The sequence below is a fragment of the Phycisphaerales bacterium genome, assembly GCA_040217175.1.
Taxonomy (GTDB): Bacteria; Planctomycetota; Phycisphaerae; order Phycisphaerales; family UBA1924; genus JAHCJI01.
Map to the genome: position 1 here is coordinate 1,230,394 of JAVJNT010000002.1, position 18,961 is coordinate 1,249,354.

Genomic DNA, 18,961 nt, shown 5'->3' on the forward strand with positions numbered 1-18,961 from the left:
TCACGGAATCACGCGCAGCAGCCACAGGATCAGCAGCACGTCGATGACGAGGAAGAGCACGGCCCAGCCCGCGCGGCTCGCCCGCTTGGGCTCGTGCGATAGAGACTCGTAGATCGTCCAGATATTGCGGATCGCAAACACGCCCAGCGCGATCACGAACACCCACGTCAACCAGGTCATCTCGATGTGCTCCTTTCGCGCCGCCTACTTCTTGCGCGCCACCATCACGCCCTCACGCAGCGGCACGCAGAACGCCTCGAAGCCCTCGTCGCCCGCAACCAGCCGATTCACGCGGTCGGCCGCGTCGCGGTGCTCGTTCTCGCCCTCGGGCGTGTCGATCCACCAGTCGCCCGAGCCCAGCATGTTGTCGGCGATCAGCAACCCGCCCGGGCGCAGCAGCGTCCTGGCGTGCGGCAGGTAGTCCGGGTACTCGCTCTTGATGGCGTCGAGGAACACGACGTCGGCCGTGCCCGCCCGCTCGCGCGCCATCGCCTCGAGCACCGGCGTGCCGAATCCGCGGACGACCTCGGCCCGATCGGCCACGCCGGCTTCCTCGAACATCTGCTCGGCGAACGCCGCGTGCTTCTCCTCGGGCTCGATGGTGAGCAGCCGTCCGCCGGCCGAGAGCCCGCGTGCCAGCCAGATGCCCGAGTACCCCGCGAGCGTGCCGACCTCGATGATGAGCTTCGCGTCCACCAACCGGGCGAGCGCCAGCAGCATCCGCCCGACCGACGCCGACACCGCGATGTCCGGGATGCCCGCCTCGATCGCCCGGGGCATGAGGCCCGCCAGGTGCTCGTCCTGACGCCCGAAGACCTCGTCGAGGTAATCGCACGTATGCCGCCAGCGGTCGGGGGTCATGTCGAAGGGCATATGGGACGGTAGTGCCGAAACCCCGGCAGCGGCTGGCCAATACCATGGATGAACCCAACGTCGCAAACCCGGAGGGGAACGACCATGCACCGCCCACTCGCCTGCCTTGCCTGCCTCGCGTCCGTCGCCGTCGTCGCTCCGGCACTCGCCCAGGACCTGCCCAGCCGCGGCCGGGTCGTGCCGCAGCTGGCCGAGCTCGATCGGCTCATGCAGGACACGATGACCGACAACGGCATTACCGCCGGCGTGCTGGCCGTGGCATTCGACGACCGGGTCGTCTACCAGCGTTCCTTCGGCTGGCTCGACCGGGCCCGCACCACGCCGCTGCCGATGAACGCCGAGCTGCGCCTCGCGAGCGTCTCCAAGCCCATCACCGCCGCCATCGTGCGCAACCTGATTTCCGACGGCATGCTCTCGGCCGGCGACAAGGCGTTCGACGTCGGCCAGCCCGGCGGCGGCATCCTGCCCATCGATCCGTTCCCGTCCCTGGGCGACCCGCGCATCGGCGACATTACCATCGCCAACCTGCTCCAGCACCGCGGCGGATGGAACCGCGACCTCGTGGGCAACCACGCCTTCCGCGACGTGCAGATCGCCAGCGAGATGGGCGTGCCCAGCCCGCCCGGCCCGATGAACAAGATGCGGTGGATCCTGGGCCAGCCCCTCGAGTTCTCGCCCGGCACGCAGTACGCCTACGCCAACATCGGCTACCACGCACTCGGCCTGATCATCGAACAAGTCACCGGCAACACCTACGAGCAAGAGGTCGAGCGCCTGTTCGACGATCTCGGCCACCCCGGCGCGGTTCGCGTGGGCCGCACGTTCGCCGCCGACCAGGGCCCGCTCGAGCCCTGGTACGACCAGGAAGACATCGGCTTCGCGCAGAACGTGTTCGACCCGACCGGCCCGTTCGTCCGCTGGCCCTACGGCGGGTGGGACCACGAGGGCTCGGCGTCCTTCGGCGGGCTCATTGCCTCGGGCGAGCCGCTGCTCGCGCTGGCCGACGCGTACATCCTCTTTGGCGGCAGCTCGGGCGTCGTGCTGCCCGGCGGCGTCGGCCCGACGTTCCTGAGCGCCCACAGCGGGTCGCTGCCGGGCACCGACACGGTGGTGTGGCAGCGCGGCCAGGGCCTCCGCGTCGCCGTCTTGTTCAACCACCGCGACCAGACCTTCGGCAGCGCCTGGGGCGTCGACGTGGCCGCCGAGATCGACCGCATGGTCCAGGCCGGCGAGATCGCCGAGCCCCCGTGCGCCGCCGACCTGGACGCCGACGGCTCGCTGACCATCTTCGACTTCCTGGCATTCCAGAACCGCTTCGACGCCGGTTCGCTCGAGACCGACTTCGACGGCGACGGGGCGCTCACGATCTTCGACTTCCTGGCGTTCCAGAACGCGTTCGACCTGGGGTGCTCGTGACGCAAGGCTCCGTTCTACCCTCGCCCGTGACCGTCCAAACACCTCCCGGCTTCAGCCCCATCCCCGAGATCCTCGCCGAGCTCCGCGCCGGCCGCATGGTCGTGCTCACTGACGACGAGACGCGTGAGAACGAGGGCGATCTCGTGCTGCCAGCCCAGTTCGCCGAGGCCGAGAACATCGGCTTCATGCTCCGCGAGGCCCGCGGCTACCTGTGCCTGAGCCTGACCGAGGCCGACTGCCGCCGGCTCGACCTCAAGCCCCAGGCCGACGTCAACACCTCCGTCAGGGGCACGCCCTTCACCGTCGCCATCGACGGCCACCCCAAGCACGGCCTGACCACCGGCGTCAGCGCGGCCGAGCGGGCCAAGACCATCCGCCTGGCCATCGATGCGGGCTCGACGCCGGGCGACTTCGTCCGCCCGGGCCACATCAATCCATTGCGGGCCAGAGACGGCGGCGTGCTCGTGCGCATCGGCCAGACCGAGGGCTCGATCGACCTCTGCCGCCTCGCGGGCCTCGAGCCCGCGGCCGTCATCATCGAGATCCTCAAGGACGACGGCGAGATGGCCCGCGTGCCCGACCTCGTCGAGTTCAACAAGAAGCACGGCCTCAAGATGTGCTCGATCAAGCAGCTCATCGAGCACCGCCTGCGCACCGAGCGCTTCGTCGAACGCCTCGAGCCCAAGGCCGGCACGCGCATCGACACCGCCCACGGCCCGTTCAACCTCATCGCCTTCCGCAGCATCACCGACCCGCTGCCGCACCTGGCACTGACCCTCGGCGGCGTCGGCGATCTCGATGACGCGGGCAACGTCGTCGAGCAAGACGGTCCCACGCTCGTGCGTGTCCATCGTCGCGACCTGCTGGGCGACATCTTCGCGGCGAGCCACGGAGATCGCAACGCGCGCACCATCCTCGATAGCGCCATGCGGCAACTCCAGGAAGCGGGCAAGGGCGCCCTCATCTACCTGCGCCCCAGCGGCGGGCTCGATACACCCAGTGCCCACGCCAATCTCAACAACCGCCTCACCCAGCCCTTCAACCTCGATAGCGACGACAGCCCGACCAGGAGCCAGGCCGCCGGCGCCCTTGAGTACGGCACCGGCAGCCAGATCGTCCGAGCCCTTGGCATCACGCAGATGCGCCTGCTCACCAACAGCGACGCCGAGTACCCCCAGCTCGAAGCGTTCGGGTTGAGCATTGCCGAGCGGGTTGGTCTGTAAGCGGACGGCGAGGTGCAGGCCGAGGCCAGGGCCTCCTCCGGATTCAGAATCTGAATTCGAGACCGACTTCCAGCGACGCCGAGTCCAGATCAAGCAGCCGCATGCGTACGTCCGAATCGTCGTAGAAGTGGATGTTGCTGTACGTGCGATACCGGAACATCGCGTAGATCGACACGGGCTCGGTCAACTCGAAGCTCGCGCCCGCCATCGCCTGCAGGCTGAGCGCGCCGCGCGAGTCGTCGTAGTCGCTCGGGCTGCTGTCGCTGATGGTGAACAGCGAGCCGCCGATGCCACCGCCGGCGAATAAGTTGAAACGACCGAGCTTCACGTCGGGCATGATGTTGGCCGACAAGCCGTACTCGAACAGGTCGCCGTCGCCCGCCCGAGGCCCGGCCCCGATGCCGTTGCGGTCGTACTCGTCGTAGCCGAAGATGCCCTCGACCTCGAAGCGGATCCCCACGCGTGACCAAGGGCCGTCGGCCCACACCCGGTACCGCCCGCCGATGGCGAAGCTCGCGATGAGGCCCGGGCTGTCGAAGTCGGCGTCGAAGTCCAGACCGTTGAAGTTCTCGAACCGGGCGCTGCCGCGGTCGGTCGCGCCCACGCCCACGCGGTAGTACAGCCACATCTCCTGGAGCGCGATCTCGCGCTGCCGCCGGCTCCACTCCACGTCGTCCTGGGCCGCGCTGCCCGCGACGGCCACGCCGAGGGCGCTCGACGTCCCCGTGCTGCCCAGCGAACCGCCCGAGTGCCCGCCTGCCGATGATGCCGCGGGCGCATAGGGCTCGTGCACGAAGCTCAGCCGCCCGCCCTCGCCCAGGCTCGCCGTGGTACAGGCCGCCAAGGCCAACGCCGCCATCGTCGTCCGATTCCGCATCGCTCGCTCCATCGCCCCGGGCCGCCGATCCTCGACCACGCCGCCATCCTTCGGCGGCTTGGGGCCAATCCTAACACCCCTCGGAGGGTCGATCGGCCCACCCACCCCATCCGCTAGAATGCCCGCGAAGTTCCTGCAGCCCTTCGGCTTCCGAGAGCCCGCTTCCGATTCAGCCCCACGGAGTCTCCATGGCCTGGTCCCCCAAGATCGAAGAGCACGTCCTGTGCAAGCGCATCCCCACCTGGCCCTACGGCGACCCCAAAGACCGCCGGGTCGTCGGCTACGACGAGTACGTCAAGACCGGCGGCTACGAGGGTCTGCGCAAGGCCCTCACCATGGCCCCCGGCGACGTCACCGAAGCCGTGAAGAGTTCCATGCTCCGCGGCCGCGGCGGCGCGGGCTTCCCCACCGGCCTCAAGTGGACCTTCCTGCCCAAGATCGAGGAAGGCAAGGAGTCGCTCGAAGACCGCGGCCCCCGCTACCTGGCCATCAACGCCGACGAGTCCGAGCCGGGCACCTTCAAGGACCGGCTGCTCATGGACTTCGACCCCCACCTGGTGCTCGAAGGCATCGCCATCACCTGCTACGCCTGCCGGCTCGATAAGGCGTTCATCTACATCCGCGGCGAGTACCACCACCAGGCCAAGGTCCTCGAGAAGGCGATCCAGGAGGCCTACGACAACGGCATCTTCGGCCCCAAGGGCCTGACCAATTCGGACGCCAACACCGGCGGATCGAAGTTCCAGGTCGACTGCTACGTCCACCGCGGCGCCGGCGCGTACATCTGCGGCGAAGAGACCGCGCTGCTTGAAGGCCTCGAGGGCAAGCGCGGCTGGCCGCGCATCAAGCCGCCCTTCCCCGCCGTCGAGGGCCTCTTCGGCCGACCCACCATCATCAACAACGTCGAGACGCTGGCCCACGTCCCGAGCATCGTCGAGAACGGCGCCGAGTGGTTCACCAAGCAGGGCGTCGAGAGCACCGTCGGCGGCCCGCCCAGCTTCGGCACGAAGCTCATGGGCGTCAGCGGCCACGTCAACCGCCCGGGCGTCTACGAGTTCGAGCTGGGCATCCCGCTGAAGACGCTCGTCGAGGACTACTGCGGCGGCATGCGGAACGGCAAGAAGTACAAGGCCGCCATCCCCGGCGGCGTCAGCATGGGCATCCTCGGCACCGACCAGTACGAGGCCGAGCTCGACTTCGACATCGGCACCAAGTACAACGTGCTGGGCTTGGGCACGGCCGGCCCGACGGTCTTCGACGAAGACACCGACATGGTCGCCGTCGCCCGCAACATCGCCCGCTTCTACAAGCACGAGAGCTGCGGCCAGTGCACGCCCTGCCGCGAGGGCAGCGGCTGGCTCTACCAGCTCGTCAGCCGCATCGAGGACGGCCACGCCAAGACCAAGGACCTGGACATGGCCCTCGAGATCGCGACGAGCATGGGGTCGATGCCCGGCACGACCATCTGCGGCCTCGCGGATGGCAACAACTGGGCCCTGCGCACCATCATGAACAAGTTCCGCGACGAGTTCGAGAGCCGCGTCAGCCCCAGCCACGTCGCCGTCAAGATGACTATCGGCGCGGCGGCGCATTCGTAAACGACGATCCGAAGCAGTAAGCGCTCAATCCCAGAATCGCCACCAGGGTCGCCTTTTCACGATCGTCGCCCAACCGTCGTACATGCCGCCTAGCCGCGTCGCCTCGCGATCGGCGGCAACCGTACGGCCATGGATCGAGTCGATCGTGGCGGGCCCGAAATGCGAAAACTCCACGCCGAATCGCCCATCATCGGCGTTCGTGTCCGGCTCGCCGTTCAGGGTGAAGCCCTCGTCCGTGCACCACTTCGCAAACCGCTCCGCATCGCCGCGATCTTTGAAATAGGCGAAGTGGTCGATTGGGCGTTCTCGCTCGGCCTTGTCACCGTTCTGCTGGAGCGCCGTCAATACGCGCACGTCCCAGATCCATCGCAATTCTTCCGGCTTGGGATAGAGCGTGTCGTTGTACCCACTCCAATCCGGGTCCGGCTTGGCGCTCCATGTCGGCTCGTATCCGCTTCCATCAAAGGCCCGACGCACCGCGGCCTCACACTCGCCGGTTCGCGCGTAAAAGTACCAGCGCCGCCGCCCGTCACTTGACATGCAGCCCACCGGTACGGCGTCAACCCCGCGTTGCAGGGCGGCGTCCAGGCGATCGTCGATCGGGTCGAGCGCGTTAAGCTCATCCGGATCGGGAAACCCGTCCTCCCCCGAGGCGTGGAATGGGACTGAGACTTCCACGAGCATCGGGCGAGCCGGGTCCGGCGCCCGATCACGCCATGACAGGTCGACCAGGATCGTGGCGGCCTTGCCCTCGACATTCGCCCAATACACCGCCCAGTTGTCAGCAGGCGTTGACATGCGTGCTCTCCCCGCGTGGGGTCGCGTGGCGTACGAGACTAGGTGCTCCTGCCATGGTCGGGCATGGTACCAAATGCGCTCAAGTTGCGCATCGCCCGCCACCGAAGCCTTCCGGGGCGCGTCCCGAAGCGTTTCCGCCGTTGCGCAGACCGCTCACGCAATTGCGGGAGCCCTCTGGGGCGCGCTCCAAGCTCCTCCCGCAGCGCCCCGGAACATCCCCGACGTCCCCAAAGCCTCCCTCACGCCTCCCCCGTCGCCACCACCACCGTCACCTTCACCCGGCACGCTCCCGCCACACCATCCCGCTCGTCCAGCCACCGGTCGATGGCATCCAGCTTCGCCGCCAACTCCTCGACGTCCGCCTCGCTCAGCCGCGTAACGGATCGCGTCAGCCGCAGGCCGGCGGGCATCCGCTCGTCGGCCTTGTCGTGCACCGCCGCCTCGTAGTCCTCGCCCGCCCGCCGCAGGAACAGCCGGCACATCCGCAGCATCTCGCGGCGCAGCCCAGGCGTGCGCTTGCCCTGGGTCAGGTGGACGTCGTGGGCCTCCATCTCGAACAGCATCTCGGGCCGCCGTCCCGTCTCGCGCTCGCCCGCCACCTGCACCAGCCCGATCTCGCGCAGCTTGCCCAGGTGGTAGTGCACGCCCTGCGGGCTCTTGCCGATCTTCTCGGCGATCTCGGCGGCGCTCATGGCCCCGCCCATCCGCAGCTCCTCGATGATCGCCGCCGAGATCGGCGTGCCGATGGCCCGGAGTTGCCGCGCCGTTCGGATCTCGTAGGGCTCGGGCCGCGTCCGGCGCTCCTTTTTTCCAATCGCGGGCATATTTTTGATTATTGCCGACGGAGAGCCCCGGTGCCAGCACTCCGTGTTTGGTGCAGCCAATTTTCGTTGGAGGACCTCCCCATGCCCGCACGACGCACCCGACTCGCCATCGCCGCCCTGCTCGCCGCTTCGACCTTCTCGCTCGCCCAAGACGCCCCGCAACAGTTCCGTGACGAAGCCCGTGCCTACGAGCAGCAGCTCGCCCAAGACCCAACCGACGGCCAGGCCGCTTTCCGCGCCGCCTACGCGTGGCACGCGGCCGGCGACTACGAACGCGCCATCCCCGCGCACCGGCGTGCCGCCGAGTTCGCCGAGTTCCGCCCCGCCGCCCTCTACAACCTCGCCTGCGCGCAGGCCCTCATGGGCAAGCACGAAGACGCCATCGCCAGCCTTTACGCCGCCATCGACGCCGGCTTCGACCGCATCGAGCTCATGGAAGAGGACAGCGACCTCCACTCGCTGCGCAACCGCGACGACTTCAAGGCCGCCCTCACCCGCGCACGAGCAATCGCCCGGGGCGATGACCTCGACGTCCCCGACCTCACCTGGGACACCATCGACCAACGCATGAAGGCCGAAGAAGCGGCCGGCTTCTCCGGCGTCCTGCTCGTCGTGCGCGACGGCAGCATCGCCCACCACGCCGGCTACGGCCTGGCCGATCGCGACACCGATCGCCCGGTTGACAGCGAGACCATCTTCGCCATCGGCTCGGTGCCCATCGACTTCACCTTCGTTTGCATCCTCCAGCTCATCAACCAAGGCAAGCTCGACCGTCACGACCCCATCACAAAGTTCTTCGACGACGTCCCCGGAGACAAGCGCTCCATCACCCTCGACCACCTCATGAACGGCGAGTCGGGCCTGCCAGACTTCCACGACATCCCCACCGACCGCGACCCCGACCACGGCTGGATCGACCGCGAGGAAGCCGTCCGCCGCATCATGAACCAGCAGCTCCTCTTCGAGCCCGGCACCGACTCGCGCCACTCCCACTCGGCCTGGGGCCTGCTCGCCGCCGTCCTCGAGATCGCCAGCGGCCAGAGCTACCAGGAGTCCACGCAAGAGCACATCTACGAGCCCGCCAATATGCCCGACACCGGCTTCTTCGGCAAGAGCGACAAGGCCGACCGCATCGCCATCGGCTACGGCGCCCGCAGCGACGGCGAGACCAACGCACCGCCCTACTGGGGCCAGACGTCCTGGCTCGTCATGGGCAGCGGCGGCCAGGTCTCGACCGCCCGCGACCTCAACAACTTCCTGAGCGCCGTCCACGACGGCACGCTCGCCGGCCCGGACGCGGCGCGCACCATGTTCGGCGACGCAACGGGCATGGCCGGCGCGGGCGACATGTATGGCTACGAGGTCCGCATGACCTTCGCGCCGGCCGACCGCTTCATCCTCATCAGCAACAGCGCCAACCTGACACGGTCGGACCATCGCCGGCGCTTCGGCGCTCTCGCGCGCGACCTGCACGAGCTCGTCCAGTCATCCATGAACGAACGCCACGCGGCCACCGCGCTGCCCGCCGAAGAACGCGAACGCCGCGCCATGGCCTGGGTCCACGCCGTCGGCGAGCGCGATCCCGACGCCTACGTCCGAGTCAACCGCCAGTACCGCCCGCCCGCCGAGGACGAAGCCGCCCAGGCCGAGCTCGACGCGACACGCCGGGGGCAGCACGCCGACTTCTACAGCGAGTTCGGCATGCTCCAGAGCATCCGCGTGATCACGAACACGCCCACGCTCGTCGAGATCGAGGGCCAGAGCCCCAACACCGACGCCTGGATCACCTTCGGCTTCACCTTCCAGCCCGTCGAGCCCCACCACATCACCGGCGTGAGCATCGGCATCGACGGCGACGGCGACGATACCTGAGCAACGCCCGCTGCGATCGCCCGGTACCATGCTCGTGATGCCACCGCAACCCAACGGCCCAGCGTCCAAGAAGCCCGGCCCATCGCCCCTGCCGAAGCCCCCGCAGCCGAAGCAGCAGCGCCGGCAGGCCGAAACGCACGAGATCATCGCCGACGTCGCCGTCGGCCCGAACCTGCGCGTCAAGGACAACCTGTTCCAGGCCGTCTTCATCCTCGCGAGCATCGCCATCGGCGCGGGAGTTGGCGCCTTCACTGCATCGACGCCCCCGGGACCCGGCATCGGCGCCATCCTCGGCGGCATCATCGGTCTCGTTGCCGGCGCCCTGCTCAGCGGCGGCATCCTGATGGTCTACCGGCTGTTTCGGCATTAGCACGATCGCAGCTATCGTTCCGCGACATGGCCGCCGCCATCCGCAACGCCGCCTTCGCCCTCATGGCCCTCGGCTCCCTCGGCGTCGCTGGCTACGCGGTCGTCGCCTACTCGCTCGTGCCGCTGGGCGACCTCGTCCATCCGGACATGAAGAACGCCTTCAATGCCAGCAAGCTCACAATCTATGCCCACATCTTCGGCGCCGCGTTCGCCCTTTTGCTGGGTCCGTGGCAGTTCGTGCGCGCATTGCGCTCGCGATATCCGAAGCTGCACCGCGTCTCGGGCCGGCTCTACCTGATGGTCGGAGTCGGCATCGGCGGCGTCGCGGGCTTCTTCGCCGGGCTGAACGCCTTCGGCGGCTGGACGAGCCAGATCGGTTTTGCACTGCTCGCCATCACCTGGCTCTTCACGGGCGTAATGGCCTTCGTCCACATCCGCGCGGGCGACGTTGCCGCACACCGCCGATGGATGATCCGCAACTTCGCCCTCGCACTCTCCGCCGTCACGCTGCGCATCCAGCTCGGCCTGCTCACCCTCGCGGGCGTGCCGTTCGAGTCTTTCTACCCCTGGCTGGCATGGACCTGCTGGCTGCCGAATCTGGTCGTGGCCGAGTGGCTGATTCGTGTCACGGCAAGGGTGACCTACAAGTAGCTCCCCGCCTTCAACGCCCCCGGCCGATCCAGGTTCGTCACGAGGTACCGCAGTGCATCGACCGCGTGGTCCGGCCCGTCCTTGGCCGGCTCCTCGCTCATGGGTCGCTGCATGTCGTAGTGATAGCGCTCCAGGCTCTCGATCAGGTGCGGACACTGCGGCGAGATGAACAGCGTCGGCTCGCCGCTGGCCGGCCGCAGGCGGGCGCGGAGTAGGTCGAGGCCGGCCCGGATGGTCGTCCGCCTCGCGCGCACGCTCAGCCCGGCCCGCTGCATCTGCTGGGCATCGCTCAGCCCGGTCTGCGCATTGCCCTGCCAGCCGGCGGGGTCGATGCCGATCCAGGCCGGCGCTCGCGCCTCGTCGTCCAGCCCACCGCCCAGTATGGCATCGATGTGCTCGTTCAGCAGGCACCGCGACGCCACGCGCTCGCGCACGACGTGCAGCACGCCCTCGGGGCTCACCGCGCCCCACACGATCACCGTCGGCGAGCGATAGCCGAAGTCCATGCCCAGCACCCACTGCCAGTCTTCTTCGACGTCGGGCGCAGCACGCACGTGTACGGCCTGGTCGAACTCGGGTAGCACCGCATCGTCGCTCTTGGGCCGCTCGCACCGCATCTCGGCGTCCCACGTCGCCAGCGAGACGCGGCCCTTCAGCGAGATCGCGTCGGCAATAGAGAGATGTCCGGCCGAGCGATCCTCCGACTTCGCCGAACCCCGGCACTCGTGCCACAGCAGGCAACCCTTGCACTCGTACTGCGACCCGCAGTGCTCGAGCACGTCGACGACGCCCCACTTGAACAGCGCGCGCGAGCCCTCGCTGGCCTGCTCGACGACGTCGCGCATCAGGCCGTGCGCACGGTGCATGGTGCTGAGCGCCTCGATCGACCCACGGATGGTGTACGTCGTGCCGTCGTACTCGACGGCCTTGCTCCTGGTTGTGAGCTGGGCCGCCTCCCACACCGCCGGGTCGAAGAGCTCGACCTCGTCGCACCGCAGCTTCTGGATGCGTGTGCCGCGGACCGACGCCTGGCTCTGCGCCAGTAGTTCCAGCCTCGATCCGTTGGTCAGTTCCAGCCGGCGATCCGTCACGCGGCCCTCGACCAGCCCGCTCACGGCAGGACTACGGACCAGGTGCCGCAGGTGCGCGTGCATGCGCTGGGCCTGGTCGAGCGAACCTCCGAGGATCCGTACCTCGATGCCCGGCTTGTAAACAAGGTCTAGCAGCGTTGCGACGGCGCCCAGGAACGTCTTGCCGCCGCCGCGGTTGGCCCACACGACCGCGTCGATGGCGTCGTCCGAGGTGTTGCCGAGCGCCCCGGGCAGGTGATCCGCGAAGAACGCGTGCGCAAGATACGCGAGCGGCTTGGCGCTCACCTCGACGTCCAGCATCGTTCGCACGCACGCGGCTAACTCGTCGATCGTTGCCGGCCTGGCCGGCAGCACCGTCACGGTTCGCTCCGTTCGTGCACGTGCGCCACCGGCGGATGCGTGAGCAACGCGAAGGCGCGGGCCCCGAGGTCTCCGCCGCGCAGCTTCCGGGCCCTCGCCCACGCCCGCAGCGCCGGCAGAATGGCGCTGGGCACCTGCGCGAGCAGGTCGGGCAGTTCGACGCCGTGCCGATTCATCGCACGAATGAGCTTCGCGTCGGCCTTGCTGGGCGGCAGGTCGATCCGGTCCATGCCCGCCCGCTCGAAGAACGGGCACGCATGAGCCATGGCGGCAATCGCCTCCGTGCGCGGGGTGCACGGCTCGTCGAGGTACGCTCGTACGAGCCGGACGGCCAGGCCACGCCCGCGGTACCTCGGGTCGATGATGACACGCGAGATGACGCGCACGTCGCGGTTCAGGCGCCGCGCGTTGGCCCGCTTGTCGGGCGTGTCGTAGTCGCCCGGCCACGCGATTGCCCGCCACCGGCCGTTGAGGGTGGGCATCGAGGCGACGAGCACGCCGATGGTCTCACCATCGTCGGTGGCACGCAGGATGCGGGTGACCGGGCCGGGGCGTCCGGCGACGTAGTGGAAGCGCGACAGCGACCGCAGGTCGTCGATCGTGCCGGGCTCGATGGTGATGGTGTCAGTTCTCGGGACGCGGAATCGGCGGACGAGCGAGGCGTGTGCCACGGCATGGCTCCGCGGGGGCGCGGGTGATGACCACGGGCGGCGACGGGCGATCGCCGGGCAGGGGCAGTGCAACCAGCAGGTCGGGCGACAGCGCTTCGAGCGTGTCCTCGCGCGCACTACAGGCCACGAGCGTGACGCGACGCCGGCGGCACCATCGCGCGAGCGCGTGCGCCATCGAGTGGGCGGTGGCGGCGTCGAGCGTGGCGGCGAACTCGTCGACGACGAGCACGCAGCCGGGCGTGCAGCGATCCATGGCGGCGGCGATCGTGAGTCGCGCGAGCTGGCCGGTGCTCAGCCTGCCAGCCGGACGGACGAGCAGCGCGGCTTCCGCAAGGCCTGCGGCGCCGAGGAGGCCGAGCGCCTGGTCGAGGTCGTCGCCCACTTGCTCAATCGTGGGGCGGCGCCTGGACAGGTGCGCCGGCGGATGGACGACGGGTCGGCCCATCCGCGACAGCCGGCGGCGCAGCATGGCGATGGCGGTGCTCTTTCCGCTGCCGCTCGGGCCGGTAAGCAACGCAACCTGGCCGGGCTCGAGGCTTGCGAGCGAGCGGGCGGCGTCTCGGGCCGCGCGAAGGGCGCAGCGGCGGGTGGGCTCGGTCGAGCCGGCGGGCAAGGCGAAGAGCGCGCGGGCGTGGGCGATGCGGTCGTTCACGCGGCGCTCCCGGGCGAGCGGCGGGAAGAGGCCGCCTCGATGAGGGCGCGAAACGCGTCGTAGTGCTTGCGCACGGTGTGATAGCTCACGCCCAACCGTTGGGCGATCTGCCGCATTGGGAGGCCCTCGATGGCCTTGAGCCGGGCGACCTGGCGGAGCTGGCGGGGCAGCTCGGGGCTCAGGCGGACCGCCGCGTCAAAGTTGGGGTCGCACACCCGACGGACCAGGGCCCGGACGCGGCGGCGGAGCTGCCGCTCGGGGGCGCCCAGCATCGCGGCGACCTCGCTGACGGCCATGCCTCGGCCGTAGATGGCGACCAGGAGCTGCCGCTCGTCGGCCGGCAGGTGGTCGGCGGCGTCGAGGACACGGGTCACCAGGGCCCGCCGCCGCTTGCGTCGCATGTCCAGGGTTGCATCGTCCAGTCGTGTCTGCATGGCGTCGCGCTCCGTTTACCAAGTGTTCAGCCTCTTGCCCCCTATTGTCGACTTGACAGCAAACAAATGCAAGGGTATTGTTTGGTATATCCGCCAGATAGCGCAGAATCGTGGTGGTGGGGTCGAGATTTCGCGGAAACCAGTTGTGAGCGACTGGGAGAAGGGGTTTCAGGATGCCCGAGAGCAGCAAGGGACCGGCGAGGGATCCGACCGACTTCGGAAAGCTCCTCCGAGATCGACGGATGCGGCTCGGGCTGAGTTTGCGCGAGGCTGCCGAGGATGCCGGCTGTACCAAGGGCTATCTCTCGCTGCTGGAGCGGGGCAAGCGCGGCGTTCCGACGGAGCGCATGCTTGCGGGCCTGGAACGGGCGCTCGAACTCGAGGCGGGCTCGCTCGGCGAGACCGTCGCGATGAACAGCACCCCAGCCAAGGTACGGGAAGAGCTCGTCGAACGTCGCGAACAGGGAGAGGCAGCCCAGCAACTCGCGGCACTGCTCCGCCGCGCCGGCCCGGGCGGGCTCGACCGCGCGTTCGAGAGCGGCGTGCTGGCGCGACTCGTGGACCGCATCGCACCCCAGGGCGACAAGAGCGGCGAGGGCGAGCGCGTCGAAGCGTTGCTGCCCGGGGCCGTTCCGCTCATCAACCTGGTTCCGGCGGGGCAGGCGGCGGAGTTCACCGACCTGGGCTACCCCGCCCGCGTGGCCGACAGCTACGTCGCGGCGCCCGAGCTGGGCGATCCCGACGCGTTCGCCGCGCGCGTCACGGGCGACAGCATGGAGCCGCGGTACGTCGAGGGCGACGTGGTGATCTTCAGCCCCGGGCGCGAGGTGCGCGACGGCATGGACTGCTTCGCGCGTCTGGCCGAGCCCGACAGCGAGACGACTTTCAAACGCATCTACTTCGAGCGCGGGACCAACGGCGAGGAGCTCATCCGCCTGCAGCCGCTTAATCCGAGGCATAAGGCGCGCGTCGAGCCGCGGGAGAAGGTGGTGGGGTTGTATCCGGCGGTGAGCGTGACGCGAAGGGTGGGCGAGTAGTGCGTCTCAGGCCGCGTGATTGGGCATCGACGCCTTCGCGCGACCGATGCTCTTCAGCGCACGAGGGCGCTCCTGGTGGGTCAGATGATCGGCGACGGCCTGCCAGTCGGCGGCGGCCCTGGTCTCTCCGCCGCGGCGGTGGATGGCGTCGGGCGAGGTGCGACACGTCAGGAACACCGTCGGCCCGCCAAAGATGGGACGCACGGGCTCGGTGGCGTCGAATTCCTCGGGCCAACGCGGCAGCGAGCCGGGCCGCAAGGGCTTGCTGGTCATCGCGTGCAGCACGAAGTCGTACGCGGTGACGCCCAAGCACACGACGGCCTTCAGGTTGGGCATGTTCTTGATGACGAAACGCAGCGTGGGCGCCATTGCCCTTCGCAGCTCGTCGCGCTGGCGCTTCAGCTCGTCGCGGCCGTTGTCGTTGACGAGTAGCGGGCCGTAGCAGGTCCCCGCGAGCACGCCCCGGCTGGCGAGCGGGAATGCGAGGCGCGCCAGCCCGTACGTCGCGGGCGTTTCGTGCTGGCAGTAGGGGCGCAGCGTCTTGCGCCCGAGCCGGGTCTTGACGACCTGCACGTGCGTGGGCGCCGAATCGAGCACGAGGATCTTGCCGTCCCAGCGGCCGTAGACCGACTCGAGGGCGAACAGCCTCGGTTCTTCGGGCAGCAGCTCGTAGACGTTCGTGAAGCCCGGCACGCGCAGCTCGCGGATGTTTTGGGGGATGGGCGGCGTGCGCATCGGGCGCGGCTCGGCGTTCGGGCCGGCGGGCGCCTCGGAGCCCATGAGGTACGCCCTCGCCTCCTCGGCGGACATGCGGCGTGGGGCCGGCTTGGGCTTGGCTTCGGTGGCGGCCTTGCTGCGGCGCTTCTGGGCGGGCTTGGCGGGCTTGGCGGGCCGGTCGGGGCGATCATCCGCCTTGGGCTTGACGGTCGGCACCATGCCGATCTGCGGCCCATAGCCGCTGGTGAGGCTGCCTTCGAACAGGCCGGCCATCTCGCCCATCAGGTTCGGGGCGATGCCCGCGGCCGAGGCCTTGCCCGCCCGGGGATGCAGGGCCGACAGCTTGAACGGCTGGCGGCCGCTGCTGACGGGGCAGGACGCGGTCTGGTCCTCTCCCGAGTTCTCGGTCCGAGCGACGGCCTGGTTGCTTTTCTGGGGTGCCATACCCCGGTTATCGAACGTGCGGGGGCGCGTCTTGAGTCCGATTTGCCAACGGATCATCGCGAGCGCAACACGTGCGCCCCTGATGACACTCGAGCGTTATCGGGCAATGGCTCGGCGATCGAGGCTCGGCGTGACAACTCGCGGCAGTTCGCGGCCGGAGGCGCAATCTCCCGGGCTCTTGCATACCACGACCGGGTGGTCGGGCAGGTCGAAGCAGGCGCAGCCGTCGACGCCGAAGACGGTGCGCAGGGTGGGGGTGGTCAGGACGTCGCGGCCCGGGCCGTCGGCGGCGATGCCGCCGTCGTGGATCGCCAGGATGCGCGGGAAGTGACGCAGCGCCAGGCCGAGCTCGTGGATGACGCAGACGACCGTGACGCCCGTCTCCTCGTTGAGCCGGCGGAGCAGGTCGAGCAGCGAGAGCTGGTGCTCGATGTCCAGTCCCGTGAGCGGCTCGTCGAGCAGGAGGTAGGCGGGCTCCTGGGCGAGCGTGGTGGCCAGGCGCACGCGCTGGCGTTCGCCGCCGGAGAGGGTCTCCATCCTTCGGTCGGCCAGGTGCGCTACGCCGCAGCGTTGCATAGCGGTGTCGATCGCGGCCTCGTGCGCCGCCTGGTCGCTGGCTCGGAAGAGCGATGCGAGCGCGCTGGCGTGCGCGTGGCGGCCCATGGCTACGTGCTCGCGCACGGTCGTGAGCTGTGGGAGGTCGGCCGACTGTGCGAGCAAGCCGCGGCGGCGCGCGAGCGTGCGCTTGGCGTACCGGTGCAGGGGCTTGGCGTCGAGCGTGATGCTGCCCGAGGCCGGGCGGAGCAGGCCCGCAAGGGTGCGCAGCAGCGTGGACTTGCCCGAGCCGTTCGGGCCCACGATCGCGACCATCTCGCCCGGCTCGATGGTCAGGTCGACGCCCGCGAGCACGCGGCGAGGTGGTAGGTCGACGGCGAGGTTGTGCGCTCGGAGCGTCATCGCAGCCACCCGGACTTATAGAGGAGGAAGATGAAGTAGGGCCCGCCGACCAGGCCGGTGACGACGCCCACCGGCAGCTCGCTGGGCGCGAGCACGGTGCGTGCGGCGAGGTCGGCCCACAGCAGGAGGGCGCCGCCCGCGAAGGCGCTGACGGGCACGATGAAGCGGTTGGTGCCCATCGCCAGGCGAACCAGGTGCGGCACGACCAGGCCGACGAAGCCCACGAGGCCCGCGACGCTGGCGGCCGAGCCGGCGAGCAGGGCGGCCGCAGCGAAGGCGAGCAGGCGGGTGCGTTCGACGGAGATGCCCATGGTCGATGCGGTGTCGTCGCCCAATTCGAGGATGCGGACGCGCGAGCGCAGGAAGAACGCCAGCGTCAGGCCGACCACCGAGTAGGGCAGCACCATCCACAGGTGGCTCCAGCCGCGGCCGTTGAACGAGCCGGCGGTCCAGAACATGACGGCGGGGATGCGGTCGGCAAACGCGGTGATGAGCACGCCGATGACGGCGCCGAGGATGGCGTTGACGGCGACGCCCGCGAGCACCATGCGCACGGGGCTGGTGCCGCCCTTGCCCGCGCCGCCGGGCGTCCAGCTCACGGCGTAGACGAACACGGCCGAGGCCATCGCGCCCAGGAACGCCGCGAGCGGCAGCGCGTGCGCGGCCTGGGGGAACGCGGCGAGCACGACGGTGGCGCTGACGCCCGCGCCGGCGGTCACGCCGATGATGCCCGGGTCGGCCAGCGGGTTGCGCGTGACGCCCTGGAGCAGCACGCCCGCGACGGCGAGGTTGGCACCGGCCAGCAGGGCTACCAGGGCGCGCGGCAGGCGGGCGTTCATCACGATGGTCTGGGTCGTGCCCTCGCCCGCACCGGTGAGCGTCGCGAGGACTTCGGCCAGCGGGATGCGCACGGCCCCGAGCGCGAGCGAGAGCGCCATGCCCACGAGCAGGACAAGCACCACGGCGGCGGGCGTGGCATAGCGACGCCACGCAGGGCGCGTGGCGGGGGCGACGGCAGCGGGTTGGCCGGCCGCCAGGGTGGTCATGGGGCGGGCGTGGCGTTCTCGATGGCGGTGCGGACGTCTTCCAGGGCGGCAACTGCCTGCGAACCGGACCGCATGGCGAAGAGGTCTTCGCCCAGGAAGGCGATGTTGTCGTCCTTGATGGCGGTCAGTTGCCCCCACAGCGGGTCGCGATCGAACATCGCGCGGGCCGCACGTTCGGGGCCGTGGAAGACGACCAGGATGACGTCGGGGTCCTTTTGCACGACGGCTTCCATGCTCAGCGGCGCCAGGCCGCGATAGAAGCGATGGGCGGGCAGGTCGCTGGTGATCAGCCGCCCGCCGGCCGTCTCGACCAGGTCGCCCAGGTAGCTGTCGGGCAGGAAGGCATAGAAGGCCTGCGGCGTCCCGAACACCGCCAACACGCTGACGGGGTCGCCGGCCGACTCGATGGGCGTGGTTGCGGCAAGCTTCGCGTCGAAGTCGGCGATCCATGCGTCGGCCTGATCGGGCTTGCCGACGAGTTCGCCGATGGTGCGCGTGTGGGTCGAGACGTCTTCGAGCGTGTCGGCGTCCATGGTGATGACACGGGCGTCGGTCGTCTCTTCGATCTGCGGGACGAACTGCGTGTACACGGCGCTCATGATGACCACGTCGGCGTCGGCGGCGATGACCTGCTCGACGTTGGGGCCCACCGAGTGGTCGAGGGCGCCGGCCTCGATGCCCTGCCAGGCCTCGGGTTGGCCACCCGGCAGCGTGGGCACCAGCACGGGCTGCACGCCCAGGGCGATGAGTTGGTCGGCCGCGAAGGGGAGCAGGGCGGCCACGCGGGGTGTTTCGGTCGCCTCGGCATCATCGATCGGGGCCAGCCACGTGGTGGTCTTGGAAGCTTCGGTGGGAATCGACTCCGGGGCCGGCGCCTGGTCCTCGCACGCCGTCAGGACGGCCAGAGAGAGGGCGGCGCAACACGCGATCGGGACGGCTCGGCTGGGCATGGGCGAATCGGCTCCTGGGGGTCTGGAGGGTTCCTGGTGGGATGGTATCGTGTTGAGACGCAGTCTCAATAGCGATCGGCCGCTCCGGCGGGGAATCGGCA

At 69.4% G+C, this 18,961-nt stretch carries 20 protein-coding genes; 7 read left to right on the forward strand and 13 right to left on the reverse strand.

Features of this window, described 5'->3' with window-relative positions; translation table 11 throughout:
• Together RIA68_12460 and RIA68_12465 are read right to left on the reverse strand one after the other, a co-directional pair.
• A complete protein-coding gene (locus tag RIA68_12460) occupies positions 1 to 180 on the reverse strand; it encodes a hypothetical protein (protein ID MEQ8318254.1) in 180 nt (59 codons plus the stop codon).
• 24 nt (positions 181 to 204) lie between these two features.
• The gene (locus tag RIA68_12465; protein MEQ8318255.1) at positions 205 to 873 is read right to left on the reverse strand and encodes an O-methyltransferase; all 669 of its coding nucleotides are present in this window, start codon (positions 871 to 873) and stop codon (positions 205 to 207) included.
• 84 nt (positions 874 to 957) lie between these two features.
• Between RIA68_12465 and RIA68_12470 the strand changes: the two genes are divergently transcribed.
• Positions 958 to 2,289: a serine hydrolase domain-containing protein gene (locus RIA68_12470; GenBank protein ID MEQ8318256.1), complete on the forward strand. Its 1,332-nt coding sequence runs from the start codon at positions 958 to 960 to the stop codon at positions 2,287 to 2,289.
• A 26-nt stretch (positions 2,290 to 2,315) separates the two neighbouring features.
• A complete protein-coding gene (ribB, locus tag RIA68_12475; protein ID MEQ8318257.1) occupies positions 2,316 to 3,512 on the forward strand; it encodes a 3,4-dihydroxy-2-butanone-4-phosphate synthase in 1,197 nt (398 codons plus the stop codon).
• A gap of 43 nt (positions 3,513 to 3,555) precedes the next feature.
• Here ribB and RIA68_12480 read toward each other — a convergent pair whose 3' ends face one another.
• On the reverse strand, positions 3,556 to 4,389 hold the full coding sequence (locus tag RIA68_12480; GenBank protein ID MEQ8318258.1) for an outer membrane beta-barrel protein: 834 nt from the start codon (positions 4,387 to 4,389) through the stop codon (positions 3,556 to 3,558).
• A gap of 188 nt (positions 4,390 to 4,577) precedes the next feature.
• Between RIA68_12480 and nuoF the strand changes: the two genes are divergently transcribed.
• Positions 4,578 to 5,987, forward strand: a complete 1,410-nt coding sequence (gene nuoF, locus RIA68_12485; protein ID MEQ8318259.1) for an NADH-quinone oxidoreductase subunit NuoF — start codon at positions 4,578 to 4,580, stop codon at positions 5,985 to 5,987.
• A 24-nt stretch (positions 5,988 to 6,011) separates the two neighbouring features.
• Here the strand turns inward: nuoF and RIA68_12490 are convergent, their stop codons facing one another.
• Together RIA68_12490 and RIA68_12495 are read right to left on the reverse strand one after the other, a co-directional pair.
• Entirely contained in the window at positions 6,012 to 6,785 is a 774-nt protein-coding gene (locus RIA68_12490) for a DUF695 domain-containing protein (protein MEQ8318260.1), read from the reverse strand.
• 239 nt (positions 6,786 to 7,024) lie between these two features.
• Positions 7,025 to 7,609 carry a helix-turn-helix domain-containing protein gene (locus RIA68_12495; GenBank protein MEQ8318261.1) on the reverse strand — a complete coding sequence of 195 codons (585 nt, stop codon included), beginning with the start codon at positions 7,607 to 7,609 and terminating at the stop codon, positions 7,025 to 7,027.
• Positions 7,610 to 7,690: 81 nt separating this feature from the next.
• On the opposite strand from RIA68_12495, the gene RIA68_12500 reads away from it, so the two are divergent.
• From RIA68_12500 to RIA68_12510, 3 genes are read left to right on the forward strand one after another with little or no spacing between them, the layout of a single operon-like run.
• Positions 7,691 to 9,481 (forward strand): serine hydrolase, encoded by a 1,791-nt coding sequence (locus RIA68_12500; GenBank protein MEQ8318262.1) that lies wholly within the window; start codon positions 7,691 to 7,693, stop codon positions 9,479 to 9,481.
• A gap of 37 nt (positions 9,482 to 9,518) precedes the next feature.
• Positions 9,519 to 9,851 carry a hypothetical protein gene (locus RIA68_12505; GenBank protein MEQ8318263.1) on the forward strand — a complete coding sequence of 111 codons (333 nt, stop codon included), beginning with the start codon at positions 9,519 to 9,521 and terminating at the stop codon, positions 9,849 to 9,851.
• A 26-nt stretch (positions 9,852 to 9,877) separates the two neighbouring features.
• Positions 9,878 to 10,501, forward strand: coding sequence for a DUF2306 domain-containing protein (locus tag RIA68_12510; GenBank protein MEQ8318264.1), 624 nt, complete (start codon positions 9,878 to 9,880; stop codon positions 10,499 to 10,501).
• Here RIA68_12510 and RIA68_12515 read toward each other — a convergent pair.
• From RIA68_12515 to RIA68_12530, 4 genes are read right to left on the reverse strand one after another with little or no spacing between them, the layout of a single operon-like run.
• Positions 10,492 to 11,952, reverse strand: coding sequence for a hypothetical protein (locus RIA68_12515; GenBank protein MEQ8318265.1), 1,461 nt, complete (start codon positions 11,950 to 11,952; stop codon positions 10,492 to 10,494). The genes RIA68_12510 and RIA68_12515 overlap by 10 nt on opposite strands.
• On the reverse strand, positions 11,949 to 12,623 hold the full coding sequence (locus RIA68_12520) for a GNAT family N-acetyltransferase (protein MEQ8318266.1): 675 nt from the start codon (positions 12,621 to 12,623) through the stop codon (positions 11,949 to 11,951). The genes RIA68_12515 and RIA68_12520 overlap by 4 nt, the downstream gene beginning before the upstream one ends.
• The gene (locus tag RIA68_12525; protein ID MEQ8318267.1) at positions 12,577 to 13,275 is read right to left on the reverse strand and encodes an AAA family ATPase; all 699 of its coding nucleotides are present in this window, start codon (positions 13,273 to 13,275) and stop codon (positions 12,577 to 12,579) included. The genes RIA68_12520 and RIA68_12525 overlap by 47 nt, the downstream gene beginning before the upstream one ends.
• Positions 13,272 to 13,709 carry a sigma factor-like helix-turn-helix DNA-binding protein gene (locus tag RIA68_12530; protein ID MEQ8318268.1) on the reverse strand — a complete coding sequence of 146 codons (438 nt, stop codon included), beginning with the start codon at positions 13,707 to 13,709 and terminating at the stop codon, positions 13,272 to 13,274. Before RIA68_12530 ends, RIA68_12525 begins: the two co-directional genes overlap by 4 nt.
• Positions 13,710 to 13,882: 173 nt before the next feature.
• Between RIA68_12530 and RIA68_12535 the strand changes: the two genes are divergently transcribed.
• Positions 13,883 to 14,746 carry a S24 family peptidase gene (locus RIA68_12535; GenBank protein MEQ8318269.1) on the forward strand — a complete coding sequence of 288 codons (864 nt, stop codon included), beginning with the start codon at positions 13,883 to 13,885 and terminating at the stop codon, positions 14,744 to 14,746.
• A gap of 6 nt (positions 14,747 to 14,752) precedes the next feature.
• Here RIA68_12535 and RIA68_12540 read toward each other — a convergent pair whose 3' ends face one another.
• The 4 genes from RIA68_12540 to RIA68_12555 all read right to left on the reverse strand — a co-directional run bounded on the left by RIA68_12540 (position 14,753) and on the right by RIA68_12555 (position 18,860).
• Positions 14,753 to 15,907 (reverse strand): hypothetical protein, encoded by a 1,155-nt coding sequence (locus RIA68_12540; protein MEQ8318270.1) that lies wholly within the window; start codon positions 15,905 to 15,907, stop codon positions 14,753 to 14,755.
• Between the two features lie 96 nt (positions 15,908 to 16,003).
• Positions 16,004 to 16,864 (reverse strand): ABC transporter ATP-binding protein, encoded by an 861-nt coding sequence (locus RIA68_12545; protein ID MEQ8318271.1) that lies wholly within the window; start codon positions 16,862 to 16,864, stop codon positions 16,004 to 16,006.
• Complete coding sequence (locus RIA68_12550; protein ID MEQ8318272.1) at positions 16,861 to 17,910, reverse strand: iron ABC transporter permease; 1,050 nt, start codon at positions 17,908 to 17,910, stop codon at positions 16,861 to 16,863. The genes RIA68_12545 and RIA68_12550 overlap by 4 nt, the downstream gene beginning before the upstream one ends.
• Entirely contained in the window at positions 17,907 to 18,860 is a 954-nt protein-coding gene (locus RIA68_12555; GenBank protein ID MEQ8318273.1) for an ABC transporter substrate-binding protein, read from the reverse strand. The genes RIA68_12550 and RIA68_12555 overlap by 4 nt, the downstream gene beginning before the upstream one ends.
• Positions 18,861 to 18,961 lie beyond the last annotated feature (101 nt).